The following is a 17,733-nucleotide window of genomic DNA, read 5'->3' on the forward strand; positions in this document are numbered from 1 at the left end:
TAAGTTATCCGGTGGAATTTTCCAAAGACGTTGATCTGATTCATTAATCCAAACAATTTGCGCTATTTCATGATTGCTTTGCAGTAGATTTTCTGCCTGAATAATCACGTTTTCTTTCAACTTTGTTGAATCTCCGGCACTGACATAATCACGCCCAATGGATTGCAATACATCAGTATTGTTTGCAAAACGCAATTGAATGCGTTGCTTTGCAAAAGAGAGTTCTCTAAATAGTGCGGCTTCTTGCTGACTCATTTCATGCAGTTGTAGGGTGCCCATAATGACCCCCATCACAACAGTAAAGAGCACAATGGCTATTAATGGCGTGTAGACAAGCTTAAATCCCCGTATACGACGTAGCCATTTCACAGGCTTTAGCTGCCAGATTGAAAATGCGATTTTTTTCATGTAATTTACTTATTTTGCCCTATTGATAGGTCTTCTTTGCCTATTTAGCGCTTTAAGCTGCTTGAGTGCGCTGCAATAAAATACCACATAGTGAGAAATACTATCATTATGTGGAAAATTGCTTGTTTACACCCATAGACCTTCCTAGAATATTGCCTATAAAGTGAATGAATAAGACCGATGTGACTAATGGAGGCAGTATATGGCAGCAGTTCCAGATCAAATTTTAGGTAGCGCAGGTAAGCAAGATGCGGATCCAGGTGAAACCCAAGAATGGTTGCAGGCGCTTGATGGCGTAATTCGTAATGAAGGCCCAGAGCGCGCGGCTTATCTGATTGATCAGCAAATTTCTCATGCTCGCGTCAATGGGGTCAATCAATCATTCCATGCAGATACTCCTTACATCAACACGATTCCGGTAGAGCAGCAAGCACGTCTACCAGGGGATCAGAATGTTGAGCATCGCATCCGCTCCTACACGCGTTGGAACGCAATGGCAATGGTTCTGCGTGCTAACAAAGACACGAACGTTGGTGGACATATTTCATCCTTCCAGTCGGCCGCTACTTTATATGACGTCGGCTTTAATCATTTTTGGCATGCGCCATCACCAGAGCACGGTGGCGACCTGATTTTTGTTCAAGGGCATTCAGCCCCAGGTGTTTATGCTCGCGCCTATATGCTCGGCCGCCTGTCAGACGAGCAGTTGAATAACTTCCGTCAAGAGGTTGGCGGCAAGGGTATCTCTAGTTATCCACATCCTTGGCTAATGCCAGATTTCTGGCAGTTCCCTACAGTGTCTATGGGTCTTGGACCCATCATGGCTATTTATCAAGCGCGCTTTATGCGCTACATGCAGGATCGCGGATTTATTAAGGCGGAAGGGCGCAAAGTCTGGGCCTTCCTCGGGGATGGTGAAACTGATGAGCCAGAATCCCTCGGCGCTATTGGTATGGCTGGCCGTGAAAAATTAGATAACCTGATTTTTGTCGTGAACTGTAACTTGCAGCGTCTTGATGGTCCTGTGCGTGGTAACGGCAAGATTATTCAAGAGCTCGAGGGTGAGTTCCGCGGCTCTGGTTGGAATGTAATTAAGGTAGTTTGGGGTGGCCATTGGGATGCTTTATTCGCACGCGATAAAAAAGGCATCTTGATGCAACGTCTTGGCGATATCGTGGATGGCGAGTACCAAACCATGAAGGCCAAGAATGGTGCTTATGTTCGCGAGATCGTATTCAATACCCCCGAATTAAAGTCGCTAGTGAGTGACTGGAGTGATGATGAGATTTGGAATCTCAATCGCGGCGGTCATGATCCACACAAGGTATTTGCCGCCTTTCATTCAGCCGTAAATCATAAGAATCAACCAACAGTTATTTTGGCCCACACTATTAAAGGTTACGGTATGGGTGGATCTGGTGAGGCGATGAATATTGCCCACCAAGCTAAGAAGATGAATGCGGATGATGTACGTCGTTTCCGTGATCGCTTCGAGATTCCAGTAAAGGATGAGCAATTAGATGACATGCCTTTGGTGAAATTTGCTGAAGGTAGTCCCGAGCTTGATTACATGAAGGCCCGCCGCCAGGAATTAGGTGGCTACCTTCCACAGCGTCGAATGAAGGCCGAGAGCCTACCAGTGCCTGCGCTAGATGTATTCGCACCATTATTAGAGGCAACCACCGATGGCCGTGAGATCTCCACAACGATGGCCTTTGTTCGCATCCTTAATACGATTGTGCGCGACAAGGTTTTGGGTAAGCGTGTAGTTCCGATTGTTCCAGATGAGTCTCGAACCTTTGGTATGGAAGGTATGTTCCGCCAGCTAGGGATTTGGAATCAACTTGGTCAGCTTTACACCCCAGAAGATCATGATCAATTGATGTTCTATAAAGAGGATAAGACGGGCCAGATTTTGCAAGAGGGTATTAATGAAGCGGGTGGTATGTGCGACTGGATCGCTGCTGCAACTTCATACTCAACTCATGGCGTACCGATGTTGCCCTTCTACATCTTCTACTCCATGTTTGGTTTCCAGCGTATTGGCGACCTCTGCTGGGCTGCTGGCGATATGCGTAGCCGTGGATTCTTATTGGGCGGTACTGCCGGTAGAACAACTCTGAACGGCGAAGGTCTTCAGCACGAAGATGGCCACAGCCAAGTATGGAGTGCCGCTATCCCGAACTGCATAAGCTACGATCCTTCATTCTCATTTGAAGTGGCCGTGGTGATTCAGGACGGTATGCGCCGCATGTTGGCTGAACAGGAAGATGTCTATTACTACATCACTTTGATGAATGAGAACTACGCTCATCCAGCAATGCCAAAGGGTGCGGAACAAGACATCATTAAGGGAATGTACAAATTGAAGTCGGTTGGTGATGTCAATGCTAAATTGCGTGTACAGCTCTTAGGTTCAGGCACGATTTTCCGTGAAGTCATTGAAGCCGCTGAAATCCTGCATCAAGATTGGGGTGTTGCCTCTGATCTTTGGGGTTGCCCAAGCTTTACTGAGTTAGGTCGTGATTGGAATGCGGTTCACCGAAATAATCTTCTCAATCCAGCAACTGGACCTGCTTTTTCGCATGTAGAGAAGTGCCTTAAAGATACTGCGGGTCCAATTGTTGCTGCTACTGACTATGTACGTCTATTTGCAGAGCAAATTCGTCCTGCAATTCAGCATATGGGTCGTCGTTTTGAAGTTCTAGGTACTGATGGATTTGGTCGTTCAGATACTCGTGAAAAATTACGTGATTTCTTTGAGGTCGATCGTCACTGGGTTGTCCTAACTGCCTTACGTTCTTTGGTGGATGCTGGTCAGCTTGATCGTCAAAAACTAGCAGAAGCGATTAAGAAATATGAAATCGATATCACTAAACCAAACCCAATGACGGTTTGATAAGAGACAGAGACTATGAGCCAACTAATTGATATTAAAGTCCCAGACATTGGGGATTACAAAGATGTGCCTGTCATCGAGGTATTGGTAAAAGCCGGTGATCGTGTTGAGAAAGAGCAGTCAATTGTTGTTCTTGAATCAGACAAAGCAACCATGGATGTTCCCTCATCGCATTCCGGTGTGGTGAAAGAGGTTAAGGTTAAAGTCGGCGACTCGATTTCGGAGGGCGCCATTGTTTTGGTGCTCGAAGAAAGTGGTGTTGCGGCTCCAGCGGCTACGCAAACTTCTGCTGCTCCAGTGGCAGCAAAGGCGGAACCTGTTGCAGCGCCAGCTCCAAAAGTAGAGCCACCGATAGTACGTGCACCAGCCCCCCCGCCTATTAGCAATACCCCAGTTGAAGTAGACCCAACAGCCAGCCATGCAAGTCCTTCAGTGCGGAAGTTTGCGCGTGAACTCGGCGTTACCGTTCATCAAGTTAAAGGATCGGGGCCTAAAGGTAGAATTACTCAGGAAGACGTGCAAGCCTTTGTAAAAGCTGCAATGAGTGGCGGAGCTGGAAGCGCATCAAATGCATCTGGCGGAAGCTTGGGCGGTCTGAATTTAATTCCTTGGCCTAAAGTTGATTTCTCTAAATTCGGCGAGACAGAGCGTCAACCACTAAATCGCATTAAGAAGTTAACTGCTGCGAACTTGGGTCGCAACTGGGTAATGATTCCTGCAGTGACTTATCACGAAGATGCAGATATTACTGACCTTGAAGCATTTAGAGTCCTTACCAATAAAGAGAATGAAAAGCAGGGGCTCAAAATCACGATGTTAGCTTTCTTGATGAAAGCCGCTGTCGCTGCACTCAAGAAGTTCCCTGAGTTCAATAGCTCCATTGATGGCGATGACTTGGTATTGAAGAAGTATTTCAATATTGCTTTCGCCGCAGATACGCCAAATGGTTTGGTAGTTCCGGTGATTCGTGATGCCGATAAAAAAGGCATCTTTGAGCTTGCTCGTGAAACCTCCGAATTGGCTGCGCTTGCGCGTGATGGCAAGTTGAAGCCAGAGCAGATGCAAGGCGCAAGCTTCACCATTTCTTCCTTGGGTGGTATTGGTGGTACGTATTTCTCACCCATCGTGAATGCGCCAGAAGTGGCTATCTTAGGTGTAAGCAAAGCTGCCATGAAACCTGTTTGGGATGGCAAGCAATTTGTACCGCGCTTAATTTGCCCGTTATCACTCAGTGCCGACCATCGTGTGATTGATGGTGCTTTGGCAACGCGTTTTAATGTCTATATCGCTCAACTGATGTCCGACTTCCGTCGCGCAGCGCTATAAGGAGAAGATATGGCTAAGCAAATTATTCTTGTTCCAGATATTGGGGACTATTCAGATGTTCCAGTCATCGAGGTGCTCATTAAAGTTGGCGATGTCATTGAAAAAGAACAGCCTTTACTTGTTCTGGAATCTGACAAAGCAACCATGGAAGTGCCGGCTGATGCTGCTGGAACTATTTTGAGTGTCTCTGTAAAAGCTGGCGATAAAGTAAGCAAGGGAAGTGTTGTTGCTGAAATTGAAGCGGGGGCAGCAGCTGTACCCCAAGCCTCAACAGCAGCAGCTTCAGCTTCAACCCCCGCTCCCATAGCAGCACCTGTGATCAGCGCTCCAATCGCCGGGCAGTACAGCGGCAAAGTGGATCATGAGTGCGAAGTGCTCGTATTGGGTGCTGGCCCTGGTGGTTACAGCGCTGCATTCCGAAGCGCAGATTTAGGTATGAGCACTATCTTGATAGAACGTTATGCAACTTTGGGTGGTGTTTGCTTGAATGTCGGCTGTATTCCATCAAAAGCTTTGCTTCATACAACTGCAGTGATGGATGAAGTCAAGACCATGTCTAAGCATGGCATTAGCTATGGCGCTCCAAAAATTGAAATCGATCAATTGCGCGGCTATAAAGATTCAGTCATTGCCAAGTTAACTGGTGGATTAGCCGGTATGGCTAAAGCGCGTAAAGTCACTGTGGTGCGTGGATTGGGTCGTTTTTTGGATGCCAATCACGTTGAAGTTGAGTTAACCAAAGGTGATGGTCAGGACTTAGCCGGTCAAAAGGAAGTGGTTCGTTTCCAGAAGGCCATCATTGCAGCCGGAAGTCAGCCAGTCAAACTGCCTTTCCTGCCGGAAGACCCGCGCATTGTCGATAGCACTGGTGCTTTATTACTAAATAGCATTCCAAAACGCATGTTAGTCATTGGTGGCGGCATTATTGGTTTAGAGATGGCGACAGTCTACAGCTCCTTAGGCTCACGGATTGATATTGCTGAGATGATGGATGGTCTGATGGCAGGTGCCGATCGTGACTTGGAAAAGGTTTGGGAGAAATTTAATGCCGGCCGTTTTGAAAAGATCATGCTCAAGACTCGTGCCTCAAAAGCCGAAGTGAAAGCGGATGGTATTCAGGTTAGCTTTGAAGGTGAGAGCGCCCCTACAGAACCGCAGACTTACGATTTGGTATTAGTTGCAGTAGGTCGCACACCTAACGGTAAGAAGATTGATGCTTCTGCTGCAGGAGTCATTGTAGATGAGCGTGGCTTTATTCCAGTCGACAATCAAATGCGTACGAATGTGAATAACATCTTTGCCATTGGCGATATCGTTGGCCAACCCATGCTTGCTCACAAAGCGGTGCATGAGGGTCACGTTGCAGCTGAAGTGGCTGCAGGTGAAAAATCTTACTTTGACGCTAAGCAAATTCCATCGGTTGCATATACTGATCCAGAGGTGGCTTGGGCTGGCTTGACAGAAGAGCAGTGCAAAGCTCAAGGCATCGCTTACGAAAAAGGTTTATTCCCTTGGGCTGCCAGCGGTAGGGCGATTGCCAATGGCCGTGACGAAGGCTTTACCAAACTCATTTTTGACGCTACAAGCAAACGCATCATTGGTGGCGGTATTGTTGGTACTCACGCCGGTGATTTAATTGGCGAAGTGTGTCTTGCTATTGAGATGGGTGCTGATGCAGTAGATATCGGTAAAACCATTCATCCGCATCCAACACTGGGTGAATCTGTTGGTTTGGCTGCGGAGGCTGCTCATGGCCACTGCACTGATCTGCCGCCAGTAAAAAAGAAAGCGCACTAAATAAACTAGCATCGCCCATTTGCTGGATAAGAAAAAGCCTCGAGAGATCGAGGCTTTTCTACTATAGCTGTCGTAACACCAGCAATGCAGCAACTATAAAGGCTTACTTTTTCTTAGCAGTTTTATTTGCAGGCTTGCTAGTTGTATTCATGGTCTTTTCAACTGAGCTGGTGGCATTGTTCAAGTTAGTTTGGGCAAGCTCTACAGCATGCTTTACCGCTTTTTGACTTGTTTCAAATACGTTGGTCGCAGACGCGATTGCTTGTTTCATGGCATTGACTGCAGCATCGGATCCCGCAGGAGCATTTTTTGTCCAGTCTTCTACCAAGGCATTAATTTTTTTCTGGCCCGCCTGTAACTCTTGTTCAGCAGATTTAGTGAAGCTAGCCTGGGTCTCATGAGCTAATTCATAAAGATGACGGCTGTAAGCCATAATTTTTTCAGCCATTGGCTGAACTGCCTCCGCTTGATGGGCGAGAAGCTGTTGAATATCTTTCACTTCCAATGCTTTCTTAGCGCTACTCATGCTTTCACCTAAGCTTTGCTTGGCTATGTGCATATTGAGTTCAATTAATTTCTCAATACTCTTGAGCGCTTGATTGGTGAGTCCGCTCAAAGTCTCTAAATTAGCTTTTTGCGCTGCTGCGATTTGTTCAGGCGTTAAGTTCATATCAATCCTTTTCATGTCAACTCAATCTTTTCTAACTATGAGCTTTATCTGGATCTTGTCAATTTATTTACGCACCATTTTATAGCATTTATGATGCACTGCAATATAAATTAGATAATGCTTTGAAATGGAGGGTGGGTATAAAAAAAGCCTAAAATCAGGGATTAACAAAAAACTCCACATTTTCAACAAGTTACCCATGAGATTGAAGCTTGACAGCCTAATTGCCCCATTATTTGTATTGATTTGGAGTACCGGCTTTGTTATTGCGCGATTAGCGATGCCTTACGTGGAGCCAGCAGGCTTTTTGTTTTGGCGATTTGTAGGTGTTTTGATAGCTATGGCATGCCTGAGCTTGGTTTGGAAAATAAGTTGGCCAAGCTGGTCACAAATGAAGCATATCGCAGTAGCGGGGGTATTGCTCCAGTTTGGTTACCTGCTTGGCGTTTGGTTTGCAGTTCGACTGGGTATGACTGCTGGCTTAGTAGCTATTATTGTCGGTTTACAGCCGATCTTGACTGCTTGGTTTGCCGCTTGGGTATCCGAAAAAGTGACTGGACGTCAATGGATAGGTTTGGCTTTTGGATTTGCTGGTGTTGCTCTGGTAGTTGCGGAAAAAATTGGTTTTGCCCATATTCCCGTGTTTAGCTACGTCCTTGCATTTGCTGCCTTGCTATCCATCACTTTTGGCACGCTTTACCAAAAGAAGTTCTGTCCAGTATTTGACCTTCGCGCAGGCTCATCAATTCAGTTTGGAGTATCAGCCTTACTGTGCTTTATCTGTATGCATTACTTCGAATCTGGAGTCATGGTTTGGAATGCCTCCGTCGTTGGGGCATTATTCTGGGCCATCTTTCCGCTATCCATCGGATCAATTAGCTTACTTTTTATGATGATTCGAAAAGGGGCGGCCACCAAAGTAACGAGCCTCTTATACTTGACGCCACCCACTACTGCGGTGATGGCGTGGTTCTTATTTGACGAGCACTTTACGCTAATGATGGCGGCGGGCCTGTTACTCACTATGACCGGGGTTGTGTTGGTGAATCGTGGACAAACCAGTACTGTTGCAACCATTGCTGAATAGAGTCGCACTAAATAGAAGCATTTTTTTCAATCACGCATGCAATAAGCGCGGCATAGAAGCAAAAGTTATTTATCATTCTGTATGTTAAAAGTTTTGGAAGGCATTTTGGGATGTATTTGAATCGTTTTTGGCTCATCGCCCTAGTCGGCCTCATGTCATTTGGCGTAGCCACTTCTTTTCAGGTTGGTGCGGCCAATAAAGACTCCCAAACTTCCAAGTCAAGCAAAGGGTCAGCAAAGACCCCTGCTAAATCAGAATCTAAGAAAGCTGCCAAAAGTTCTAAGAAGCCAAAAACTGTTCGCACCACCGTGACTCGTTCCAGCGCACCCGTTGTAGCAGCAAGACACTCATTTGCAACAGCATTGGGTTTGCGTGGTCAGCACGATGATTTGAGTTTGAAATCGAGTGTAGCGATGGTTGTTAATCAAGATACCAAAGAAGTCTATTTTGAAAAGAATTCTTCGGTCAGTTTGCCGATCGCTTCCATCACGAAGTTAATGACTGCGATGGTCGTGCTTGACTCTAAATTACCTCTTGATGAAACCATTGTTATTAATGCTGATGATGTTCATATTTATCGGACTTCGCGCCTTGCGGGTGGAACGGTCTTAACGCGAGAAGAGGCCCTGTTATTAGCCTTGATGTCTTCTGAGAATCGTGCAGCCTATACCCTTGGCCGCAATTATCCTGGTGGTATTACGGCATTTGTTGATGCCATGAATCGCAAGGCAAAAGAAATCGGCATGACACATTCTCATTTTGCTGATCCTACTGGCTTGTTGAGCGAAAACGTTGCTTCTGCTGAAGATCTTACGCGCTTGTTGAGTGCCGCTTATCAATATAAGATGATTCGTGAGTTTTCTACTTGGCCTGATTTGACAATGGTAATTGCCAAACGTCCGCAGAAGTTTTTGAATACAAACCGCTTAGTTCGTGCTGGCGATATGAATATTGGCTTGCAAAAAACGGGCTTCATTAATGCAGCAGGTCGATGTCTAGTGATGCAGGCTCGAGTGAATGACACTCCATTATTGTTGGTCTTCTTAGACTCCGTCGGGACACAATCACGTTTTGCCGATGCGGTGAGGGTACGTGACTGGTATGAGCGCATGCCTTCGGGTGAGCCCCATGCAATTCGTCGCTTAATGTAGGAATTGTGCTCCTAAGCGAAATGACATTCTAGGAATTAGTGTCGCTAATTTTGGGTTTGTAGCCCATTCCCTTGGAAATTTGTAGGGCCGTGTCTTGTAGCAGCTTTAGCCAGTCAGCTTGAATGCGGTCGGTGGGAGAGCTCAATGAGAGTCCTGCAACCAACTTGCCGCTATCATCAAAAATCTGAGCAGCAACACAACTGACGCCTAGCTCCAATTCTTCGTTATCACGCGCATGGCCTGATTTACGAACTTGATTGAGTTCGGAATCTAATTTTCCTGGTTCAGTGATGCTATTTCTGGTGTGACCAGCTAAGCCGGTGCGCGTGACATAAGCGCGAACCTGACTTGCATCATCACTTGCTAAAAATAACTTTCCAACTGATGTCAGGTGAAGTGGTGCATGACCGCCGATGGCGCGAACTACTTGCATCCCAGAACGTTCACTGTAGGCGCGGTCGATATAGACAATCTTATCGCCTTGGCGAACTGATAGGTTAATGGTCTCACCAGTAAGTTTATGTAAGGCTCGCATAGGTGCTTGCGCCGCTTCTCGAACGGATAGCCGGGCTTTAACGAGGTTGCCAAGCTCAAGCAACTTTAGGCCAAGGCGATACGTGCCGCCATCGCCACGCTCGACCAATCGGCAGGCTACCAAGTCATTGAGGATGCGGTGAGCTGTAGAAGGGTGTAAATCTGTTTCTTCAGCGAGGTTTTTAAGGCTACTCGACTCTTCGTGGGTAGCTAAGGCATCAAGCAGGTTCATCATGCGTTCAACTACCTGAATGGCTGTTTTGCCAGCCTCACCAGGTACTTTTGGCATTTTTTCGGGTTTACTCTTTGTCATATTGTTAATTGTAGCGATTTTTAATCAAATTGCACAATATGAAATTTCATTCCAGCCCTCAATGGCCTTCTAGCATAAGGAAGGCTACTGTTTTAAAGCGGCAGCACACTCCGAAATGAGTTTTGGACCGCGGTATATGAGGCCACTATAGACTTGCACCAAACTAGCCCCTGCAGTCATTTTTTCTTGAGCATCCTTGCCAGACAAAATGCCGCCAACACCAATAATAGGAATGACATCACCTAGGTATTGTTTTAGACTCCTCACAACTTCGGTAGAGGCCGTCCTAACTGGAGCACCGGATAAGCCGCCGATCTCTTCGCCAAATTCGAGGCCACGAACAGCATCACGGGCAATCGTTGTATTCGTCGCGATGATTGCATCAATCTTAAATTCAAGTAATAGGTCGGCAATAAGCTTGATATCGTTTTGATCAAGATCGGGAGCAATTTTTAAAAAGAGTGGTTTTCGAACACCATGTAGATCACTCAGTGCTTCACGCGCTAAGTGCAAAGAGCTAAGTAGGGAGCGCAGCATGTCTTCACCCTGAAGTGCACGTAAATTCTGGGTATTAGGAGATGAGATGTTAACGGTGATGTATGAGGCGACTTCATAGACCGCCTCCATGGCTGTGACGTAATCGCTAGCAGCGTTCTCAATCGGGGTGCTTGCATTCTTGCCGATATTCAAACCAACAATGCCACCGTTTTGCCAATAGAGAGAATTGCGGACGCGCTTTACGCAGGCATCAACACCGTCATTATTGAAGCCCATACGATTAATAATTGCTTGAGCTTGTGGCAAGCGAAACATTCGGGGTTTTGGATTGCCCGGCTGAGGTTTTGGTGTCACAGTACCAATTTCTAAAAAGCCAAAGCCCAAAGCGCCAAGTGCATCAATATGTTTGCCATCCTTATCTAGTCCGGCAGCAAGACCAACTGGATTTGGAAAGGTAATACCACATAAGTTGCGGGGATCTGGAGCAGGTTGATCAACCAAGTATCGCAGCAGGCCCCAGCGCTGAGCGCGATCTAGATTGCTCAGAGTGAGGTTATGGGCTTGCTCTGGGTCTAAAGAAAAAAGCCAGGGGCGGAATAGAGGATAGCTATCGATCATGGGTAGATATTATGGCCCAATGATGGGTTGCCAGTGATCATCAACTAATCCTTCAATTGGCTGAAACTTAGCCTTGTAGGACATTTTTTCACTATCTTCAATGTAGTAGCCTAGGTAGAGATAGGGGAGATCTAGCTCCAGCGCCTGCTGAATTTGCCACAAGATGCTAAAACTTCCATAACTCGCAGAGGTATTGCTGGTATCAAAGAAGGTGTAAACCGAGGAGATGCCTTGATCCAAGATATCAATCATGCTGACCATACGCAGACGCCCTGGATGAAGGTCATGTGGGCCATCACGAAATTCAACAATTCTGGAATTGACACGACTTTGCAATAAAAACTGCATGTACTGATCTTGGTTATCTTCGCCACTTTGATCCATATCACCACCAGAATGACGCTCATTTTGATAGCGTTGATAGAGTTCAAAGTGCTCTTCTTGATAACCTAGGTTCAGCACCCGAATATCTAGCCCAAGGTGTTTTTTCCAGGAGCGCTTTTGACTGCGATTTGGTGCAAAGTGCTTTACTGGAATACGGGTTGCAGTACAGGCGCTGCACTCATCGCAATATGGCCGATAGGTATATAAACCGCTACGACGAAATCCCGCATTTACAAGCTCGCCATATAAATCAGCGTGGATCAAGTGGGAGGGCGTAGCTACCTGTGATCGAGCGGTTTTTCCCGGTAAATAGCTACAGGGATAGGGCGCTGTTGCGTAGAACTGAAGCTCGGTTAAGGGGAGTTCTTTTAATTGGGTCATAGCCAGTGACGCAAAATGTCTTTATCAAATTTCCAAGGAAGCTCTATATTAGTTTGCTTTAAGGCAGTTTGCAGGTGAGCTAAAAATTCATCTCGAGATATCGGTGTGCCACCTAGGGAATCGAGGTGGGCAGTCTCCTGCTGGCAGTCAATCATTTCAACTTGATGTTGTTCGCACCAGGCAGTGAGAGCAGCTAAGGCAATTTTGGATGCGTCGGTTTGATGGCTAAACATAGATTCTCCAAACACCATCGCACCAAACGCTACGCAATAAAGGCCGCCTATTAGTCGTCCATTCTGTTTGATTGCAATGCTGTGGGCGTGCCCTTGTTCATGGAGATTTGTATAGGCATCCATAATTTCATGGGTGATCCACGTGCCATCCTGATCATTTCTTCTGGTGGTTGCGCAAGAGCGAACAACTGCTCCAAAGTCTTCGTCAACGTAGATATTTTTCTGTGGATCGGATAAAAAATGCCTAATAGTTTTCTTAAGAGAATCATGGCATTTAAAGTTGCTAGGTTTTAATACCATTCTAGGGTTTGGTGACCACCATAAAACCGGCTGGTTTTCTGAATACCAGGGAAAGATTCCCATCTGGTATGCGCGAGCTAGTTGCCCCGGATATATACGTTCGCTAACCGCAATTAAGCCGGGAACGCTAGGATCGGGATCTGGACAATACATCGGATTAGGAAATTCATCCTGAGACCCTAACCAGTTGATATTGCTCATGAGTGCACAAAATTCAGATTTTTTCGGTTGGCAAGATATCTCGACTGCGAACACAAAACTCAAGTCCTGAATCAAAGACTCCTGCAGCGCGATCTGCAAAGAACCACTCTAGAGTTTGCTTGACTGTTGGAAAAGCAATTTCACCCCAGGGAATATCTTCCTCATTAAAGAGGACAACCTCTAAACTCTCTTCCCCAGCCTCAAAGCTTGGGCTGCTCATTGAGGCGAGGTAAAAGAGATGCACTTGTTCTGCATGTGGCACATTTAGAAGTGAGTAGAGTTGACCGATTTCTACTGTAGCACCCGCTTCCTCTTGTGTTTCTCTCGCTGCCCCGGTGCTGGTGCTCTCGCCAAGCTCCATAAATCCAGCAGGCAGAGTCCAAAAGCCATGACGTGGCTGTATGGCACGACGACACAATAAAACTTGATCACGATAGACTGGGATGCTGCCGACTACGTTACGTGGATTGAAGTAATGAATACTTCCGCAGGATTCACAAACATGACGTTCCCGCGAATCATCTGCAGGTATCTTGATGCTAATCGGCGCTGCGCAGTGCGAGCAAAACTTCATGCGGACTTTCTAAAAATGGGCGGGGATGAGGCCGCGTAGTGCATTGCTAAGCATAATCTCTTTTGCACCCCGGACGTCTTCAATAGTCAGGTTAGCTTCATGGGCATTCCATTGAGGGTCGCTTAATACGATTGACCTCATAACTCCCGGTAGAAGACCAGCTGAGATGGGTGGAGTAAGCCAGCGATCACCGGACTTGATAAAAATGCTACTTCTTCCGCCTTCAGTCACATAACCTTGTTCATTGATGAAAAGTGCATCGAAACCACCTAAGCCCTCCGCTAATTTCCACGCTTGGTCATAGAGATTGCGGCTGTTCACTTTATGTCTCAGCAGAATGTTACCCGAGTGCAAGATACCTTTTTTAGGATCAGGAAGAATGTCGCTAGCCCAAAAGATCTTTACTGAGCTTTGAATAGGGGTGATTGCAGCAATTTGACAGCTTGGTTTGCCAGCATGATCTAGATCTAATCGCAGTCGATATTCAGTGTCGCCGGTACATTTTTCGCAGCCAATCTCAACAGATTGAATGAGCTCTGTAACGGAGCAGGGAATGTGAAGAGCCAAAGCTGAATTCATTAAACGCGACAAATGAAGTTCAAGATGCTGAGCCTTGCCCTGACGAACCAAGATGGTCTCGAATAAACCTAACTCACTGGGTAACTTAGTGAGAAAGGCCGCTTTAATTTGGCACTCCTCCCATTCTTGATTGGCTTCGGAATCAATCGTAATGCCAGCACCAATACCCAAAGTAAATGGCGATGCATGTGTCTTTGTATCTTGATTAATCTCAAGCGTGCGGATGGGAACGCTAAATGCAAAGTCACCACTAGGATCAATCCAGCCCAGAGCGCCACAATAGTAGCCGCGATCTTGTGGCTCCAATTCTTGGATGATCTCCATGCTTCGCTTCTTGGGCGCGCCAGTGACAGAGCCACAGGGAAAGACGGCGTTCAGTACATCCTGTAATTGAATTCCAGGTTTCATCTCAGCCTGAACTGTGGATGTCATTTGTAGAACATCGCCGTACCTAGCAACCTCAAAGAGGTGTGGCACGGTCACAGTTCCGGGTAAAGACAGGCGACTTAGATCGTTGCGTAGCAAATCGACAATCATCACATTTTCTGCTTGATTCTTTGCGTCTGCTGATAAATGCTCAGCGGAATCACTTAATGCACTTGCAGTACCTTTCATCGGCATCGCTTTTAAGGTGTTGCCTTGCTTCTGTATAAATAACTCGGGTGATTGCGACAGAATGCAGCTGGAGTCTTCAGAAATAAATGCACCAAATCTTCCCGGCTGGCGGCTTCTTAATCGCGCATACAGTGCTAGCGGATCACCATAGGATTCACCGCTAATCCGAAAGGTGTGATTAATTTGATACGTATCACCACTACGAATGTATTCTTGAATAGCCTCAATATCAGACTTGAACTTCTCTTCATTAATAGAAACATGAAGATTGCTAACCCCCGCAACTTGAGAGTCGGAATCAAGTATCTCAACTCTTCCCTTAATGAATGCATCGACATCCTGCTTGCTTAGGCTCTCATAGGATCTAAATGACCATGCCTGAACCAGTGGATGTTGACGCTTTACGTCATCTCGGCGCCATTCAATTTTATGAAGATATAGACCCAATTCATAAGCAAATACTGCGACAACATATTCACCGCGAGTCAATGCTGCATTAATGCTCCGCAGACATTCATCTACTGCGGTGATTGTGTCTGAAGGACTGGGCTGGGGATGGACAGTCCAGCAATGCAGCGCCTGTTCATAAAGGCGGCTGCTCAGCTCAGTCTGAGTACTTTGAGCGTCATCTAGCAATATCATGCTATTGACCTTCAGGGCTCTAGCAAGAGGTGAAAATTACTTCAATACAGTCGCTGATTCAATCGTGACAGTCTTACTAGGTACATCCGCCATACGACCCATTTTCGGTGCAGATGCAAGCATGGTGGGAATCTTGCGAATGGCATCTATGGTTTGAGTTCCTGAAATGACTTTGCCAAATACTGTGTAGCCATTGCCCATCGCGTTTGGATAATTCAGACCTTCATTATCTTTAACGTTGATAAAGAACTGAGCTGTAGCAGAATCAGGATCTGAAGTGCGCGCCATGGCAATCGTATAAGTTTGGTTCTTAAGGCCATTTTGAGCTTCTGAAACTACTGGGGCATTGGTTGGTTTTTGAACTAGGTCAGGAGTAAAGCCGCCACCTTGAATCATGAAGCCGTCAATCACGCGGTGAAAAATGGTGCCGTTATAAAAACCGCTATTCACATAGTTTAAAAAATTGGTTGTGGTCTTCGGTGCCTTGACAGAGTCCAACTCAACAACAAAGTTACCCATGGTGGTTTTGAATTCGACCTTAGGCCCTGCAAAGCTTGCAGCGCTAGCAATCAGGCTGGTGACAATGAATAGAGAAGCAATTATTTTGCGCATAGTAGAAGGTCCTTAAAAATCGAATAAAAAAATAACTAATAACTGATTGTATTGCTCAAAGTCCAGATGGGACTTGGGCGGCATAGTGATATGCCGTCTCTTCAAACATGTTTGGCCTATCAAGATAATCTAGCACCCAATCAATGGTATCTACACCCCAAAAAGCATGGTCATTTACGATCAGGGTTGGCACCCCAAAGGCACCATCCAATTTTGCACGCTCGGTATTGCTGATGAGCTTTGCTTTAATCTCTGGGGAATCTGGCTTAGGCGTATCAGCCGATAAACCAAGGTGTAGGCAAAATTCTGGCCAAGATAAATTGGGATCTTTGCCTTCAACCCAAACATACTCAAATGCACGCTCAACCATTTCCCAATTCGCATTTTCCTGAACTAGTAAACGCTGTGCTGCCACTGTAAGAAAAGGGTGGTGTTCCGGAAAGCAAAATGGCAAACCCAGCTTTTCAGCAAGCCACACACAATATTGGTAGGTATGCGGGCGCTTTGCCTCAACTTCACCAGGGCCACGATTATCAGTTGCTCGAAAAAGGCCGCCAAGCAAAATAGGAACTGGTTCAATAGCTACGCGCTGATCAAGTCGATGGCGCTGCTTGATGTAAAAGTATGAAAACGGAGAAATGATGTCGTAATAAAAAGTCCCTTTAAGCGCTTTGGCGCTACTCTCGTCCTGATTCATTTCTTATTCGATCCCTCGTCTAACTTGCGTAAGAAGGCCATCTTTTCGGCAATCTGACTTTCTAAGCCTCGATCAACAGGCTCATACCAATGAGGCTCTGCCATTCCTTCTGGAAGATAGGACTCTCCTGCAGCATAGGCATGTGGCTCATCATGTGCATAGCGATATTCCTTACCATGGCCTAGCTCTTTCATGAGCTTGGTTGGGGCATTGCGTAAATGGTTAGGTACAGGCTTGCTTTGATCATTGGCAACATAGGCCCTTGCTGCGTTGAAAGCTTTATAGCTGGCATTACTCTTAGCGGCAACAGCTAAATAAACCACTGCTTGCCCAAGCGCTAGCTCTCCCTCGGGTGAGCCGAGCCTCTCAAAAGTCTGAGCTGCATCATTTGCTAGCTGCATTGCTCTTGGGTCGGCAAGACCGATATCCTCCCATGCCATGCGAATAATTCTTCTTGCAAGATAGCGTGGATCTGCTCCGCCATCGAGCATTCGGCAAAACCAATACAGTGCAGCATCCGGATTAGAGCCGCGCACTGATTTATGTAGAGCGGAAATCTGATCGTAAAAGTGGTCGCCCCCTTTATCAAATCGACGTGCTTGAATGGTCAAAGCATTTTCAATGAATTGCTGGTCTACCTTCTGGATATTCGAGTTCGGTGTCGTAACCGCATTACGTACTTGCTCCACTAAATTAAGCAATCTCCTAGCGTCACCATCTGCATGGGTAATCAGACTATCGATTGCTGCTGATTCAAATTGAATGCTCGGCAGAGCATATTCACGCGCTCTATCAAATAATTGCTTGAGCTCTACAGAGCTTAATGATTTAAGTACATAGACTTGTGCACGTGATAGCAGGGCAGAGTTAACTTCAAAGGACGGGTTTTCAGTGGTGGCGCCGATGAAGGTAAATAATCCAGATTCAACATGCGGTAATAAGGCATCTTGTTGGCTTTTATTAAAACGATGAATTTCATCAACAAACAAAATGGTTTGTCTGCCATATTGCGACATGCTTTGTTGGGCCTGCTCAATAGCCTCGCGAATTTCTTTTACACCGGCAAGAACGGCTGATATAGCTATAAATTCTCGATCAAAGGCTTTTGCTGAAAGTCTTGCTAGGGTAGTTTTACCAACACCTGGCGGCCCCCAAAGAATCATTGAATGCGGCTTGCCAGAAGCAAAGGCGAAATTGAGTGGTTTGCCTGAAGC

General features: G+C 46.1%; 15 protein-coding genes and 1 pseudogene. 5 read left to right on the forward strand and 11 right to left on the reverse strand.

Annotated elements, in window-relative coordinates:
- Window positions 1-408: pseudogene (locus tag B7X71_RS04245) on the reverse strand (PAS domain-containing sensor histidine kinase); the annotation flags it as partial.
- 202 nt (window positions 409-610) lie between these two features.
- Here B7X71_RS04245 and aceE point away from each other — a divergent pair.
- The 3 genes from aceE to lpdA are packed head-to-tail and all read left to right on the forward strand — an operon-like array spanning window position 611 to window position 6,430.
- Window positions 611-3,307: a pyruvate dehydrogenase (acetyl-transferring), homodimeric type gene (gene aceE, locus B7X71_RS04250; RefSeq protein WP_293596922.1), complete on the forward strand. Its 2,697-nt coding sequence runs from the start codon at window positions 611-613 to the stop codon at window positions 3,305-3,307.
- 15 nt (window positions 3,308-3,322) lie between these two features.
- Complete coding sequence (gene aceF / locus B7X71_RS04255; protein ID WP_293596921.1) at window positions 3,323-4,633, forward strand: dihydrolipoyllysine-residue acetyltransferase; 1,311 nt, start codon at window positions 3,323-3,325, stop codon at window positions 4,631-4,633.
- A 9-nt stretch (window positions 4,634-4,642) separates the two neighbouring features.
- Complete coding sequence (lpdA, locus tag B7X71_RS04260; RefSeq protein ID WP_293596920.1) at window positions 4,643-6,430, forward strand: dihydrolipoyl dehydrogenase; 1,788 nt, start codon at window positions 4,643-4,645, stop codon at window positions 6,428-6,430.
- A 103-nt stretch (window positions 6,431-6,533) separates the two neighbouring features.
- On the opposite strand, the gene B7X71_RS04265 is transcribed toward lpdA, so the two are convergent.
- Window positions 6,534-7,115, reverse strand: coding sequence for a phasin family protein (locus B7X71_RS04265; RefSeq protein WP_293596919.1), 582 nt, complete (start codon window positions 7,113-7,115; stop codon window positions 6,534-6,536).
- A 184-nt stretch (window positions 7,116-7,299) separates the two neighbouring features.
- Between B7X71_RS04265 and B7X71_RS04270 the strand changes: the two genes are divergently transcribed.
- Entirely contained in the window at window positions 7,300-8,187 is an 888-nt protein-coding gene (locus B7X71_RS04270) for a DMT family transporter (protein WP_293596918.1), read from the forward strand.
- A gap of 110 nt (window positions 8,188-8,297) precedes the next feature.
- Window positions 8,298-9,338 (forward strand): serine hydrolase, encoded by a 1,041-nt coding sequence (locus tag B7X71_RS04275; protein WP_293596917.1) that lies wholly within the window; start codon window positions 8,298-8,300, stop codon window positions 9,336-9,338.
- A 28-nt stretch (window positions 9,339-9,366) separates the two neighbouring features.
- Here the strand turns inward: B7X71_RS04275 and B7X71_RS04280 are convergent, their stop codons facing one another.
- The 9 genes from B7X71_RS04280 to B7X71_RS04320 form a co-directional block, all read right to left on the reverse strand.
- Complete coding sequence (locus B7X71_RS04280; RefSeq protein ID WP_293596916.1) at window positions 9,367-10,185, reverse strand: IclR family transcriptional regulator; 819 nt, start codon at window positions 10,183-10,185, stop codon at window positions 9,367-9,369.
- Between the two features lie 84 nt (window positions 10,186-10,269).
- Complete coding sequence (locus B7X71_RS04285) at window positions 10,270-11,301, reverse strand: quinone-dependent dihydroorotate dehydrogenase (protein ID WP_293596915.1); 1,032 nt, start codon at window positions 11,299-11,301, stop codon at window positions 10,270-10,272.
- Between the two features lie 9 nt (window positions 11,302-11,310).
- Entirely contained in the window at window positions 11,311-12,066 is a 756-nt protein-coding gene (locus B7X71_RS04290) for an arginyltransferase (protein ID WP_293596914.1), read from the reverse strand.
- Window positions 12,063-12,800: a leucyl/phenylalanyl-tRNA--protein transferase gene (gene aat, locus B7X71_RS04295; RefSeq protein WP_293596913.1), complete on the reverse strand. Its 738-nt coding sequence runs from the start codon at window positions 12,798-12,800 to the stop codon at window positions 12,063-12,065. The genes B7X71_RS04290 and aat overlap by 4 nt, the downstream gene beginning before the upstream one ends.
- Window positions 12,801-12,813: 13 nt before the next feature.
- Window positions 12,814-13,374, reverse strand: coding sequence for an NUDIX hydrolase (locus tag B7X71_RS04300; RefSeq protein ID WP_293596912.1), 561 nt, complete (start codon window positions 13,372-13,374; stop codon window positions 12,814-12,816).
- Window positions 13,375-13,383: 9 nt separating this feature from the next.
- The gene (locus tag B7X71_RS04305; RefSeq protein ID WP_293600245.1) at window positions 13,384-15,210 is read right to left on the reverse strand and encodes a bifunctional chorismate-binding protein/class IV aminotransferase; all 1,827 of its coding nucleotides are present in this window, start codon (window positions 15,208-15,210) and stop codon (window positions 13,384-13,386) included.
- A gap of 36 nt (window positions 15,211-15,246) precedes the next feature.
- Window positions 15,247-15,822: a peptidylprolyl isomerase gene (locus tag B7X71_RS04310; protein WP_293598106.1), complete on the reverse strand. Its 576-nt coding sequence runs from the start codon at window positions 15,820-15,822 to the stop codon at window positions 15,247-15,249.
- Window positions 15,823-15,877: 55 nt separating this feature from the next.
- Window positions 15,878-16,519 (reverse strand): DsbA family protein, encoded by a 642-nt coding sequence (locus tag B7X71_RS04315; protein ID WP_293600246.1) that lies wholly within the window; start codon window positions 16,517-16,519, stop codon window positions 15,878-15,880.
- The coding region (locus B7X71_RS04320) for a replication-associated recombination protein A (protein WP_293600247.1) at window positions 16,516-17,733 on the reverse strand (1,218 nt) is incomplete at its 5' end. The genes B7X71_RS04320 and B7X71_RS04315, both read right to left, overlap by 4 nt.

Source organism: Polynucleobacter sp. 39-46-10 (assembly GCF_002282275.1).

What these genes read in the sequence shown, in the direction of transcription:
- aceE (WP_293596922.1), top strand. Translation starts at nt 611, where the DNA reads ATGGCAGCAGTTCCAGATCAAATTTTAGGTAGCGCAGGTAAGCAAGAT.
- aceF (WP_293596921.1), top strand. Translation starts at nt 3,323, where the DNA reads ATGAGCCAACTAATTGATATTAAAGTCCCAGACATTGGGGATTACAAA.
- lpdA (WP_293596920.1), top strand. Translation starts at nt 4,643, where the DNA reads ATGGCTAAGCAAATTATTCTTGTTCCAGATATTGGGGACTATTCAGAT.
- B7X71_RS04265 (WP_293596919.1), bottom strand. Translation starts at nt 7,115, where the DNA reads ATGAAAAGGATTGATATGAACTTAACGCCTGAACAAATCGCAGCAGCG.
- B7X71_RS04270 (WP_293596918.1), top strand. Translation starts at nt 7,300, where the DNA reads ATGAGATTGAAGCTTGACAGCCTAATTGCCCCATTATTTGTATTGATT.
- B7X71_RS04275 (WP_293596917.1), top strand. Translation starts at nt 8,298, where the DNA reads ATGTATTTGAATCGTTTTTGGCTCATCGCCCTAGTCGGCCTCATGTCA.
- B7X71_RS04280 (WP_293596916.1), bottom strand. Translation starts at nt 10,185, where the DNA reads ATGACAAAGAGTAAACCCGAAAAAATGCCAAAAGTACCTGGTGAGGCT.
- B7X71_RS04285 (WP_293596915.1), bottom strand. Translation starts at nt 11,301, where the DNA reads ATGATCGATAGCTATCCTCTATTCCGCCCCTGGCTTTTTTCTTTAGAC.
- B7X71_RS04290 (WP_293596914.1), bottom strand. Translation starts at nt 12,066, where the DNA reads ATGACCCAATTAAAAGAACTCCCCTTAACCGAGCTTCAGTTCTACGCA.
- aat (WP_293596913.1), bottom strand. Translation starts at nt 12,800, where the DNA reads ATGAGCAATATCAACTGGTTAGGGTCTCAGGATGAATTTCCTAATCCG.
- B7X71_RS04300 (WP_293596912.1), bottom strand. Translation starts at nt 13,374, where the DNA reads ATGAAGTTTTGCTCGCACTGCGCAGCGCCGATTAGCATCAAGATACCT.
- B7X71_RS04305 (WP_293600245.1), bottom strand. Translation starts at nt 15,210, where the DNA reads ATGATATTGCTAGATGACGCTCAAAGTACTCAGACTGAGCTGAGCAGC.
- B7X71_RS04310 (WP_293598106.1), bottom strand. Translation starts at nt 15,822, where the DNA reads ATGCGCAAAATAATTGCTTCTCTATTCATTGTCACCAGCCTGATTGCT.
- B7X71_RS04315 (WP_293600246.1), bottom strand. Translation starts at nt 16,519, where the DNA reads ATGAATCAGGACGAGAGTAGCGCCAAAGCGCTTAAAGGGACTTTTTAT.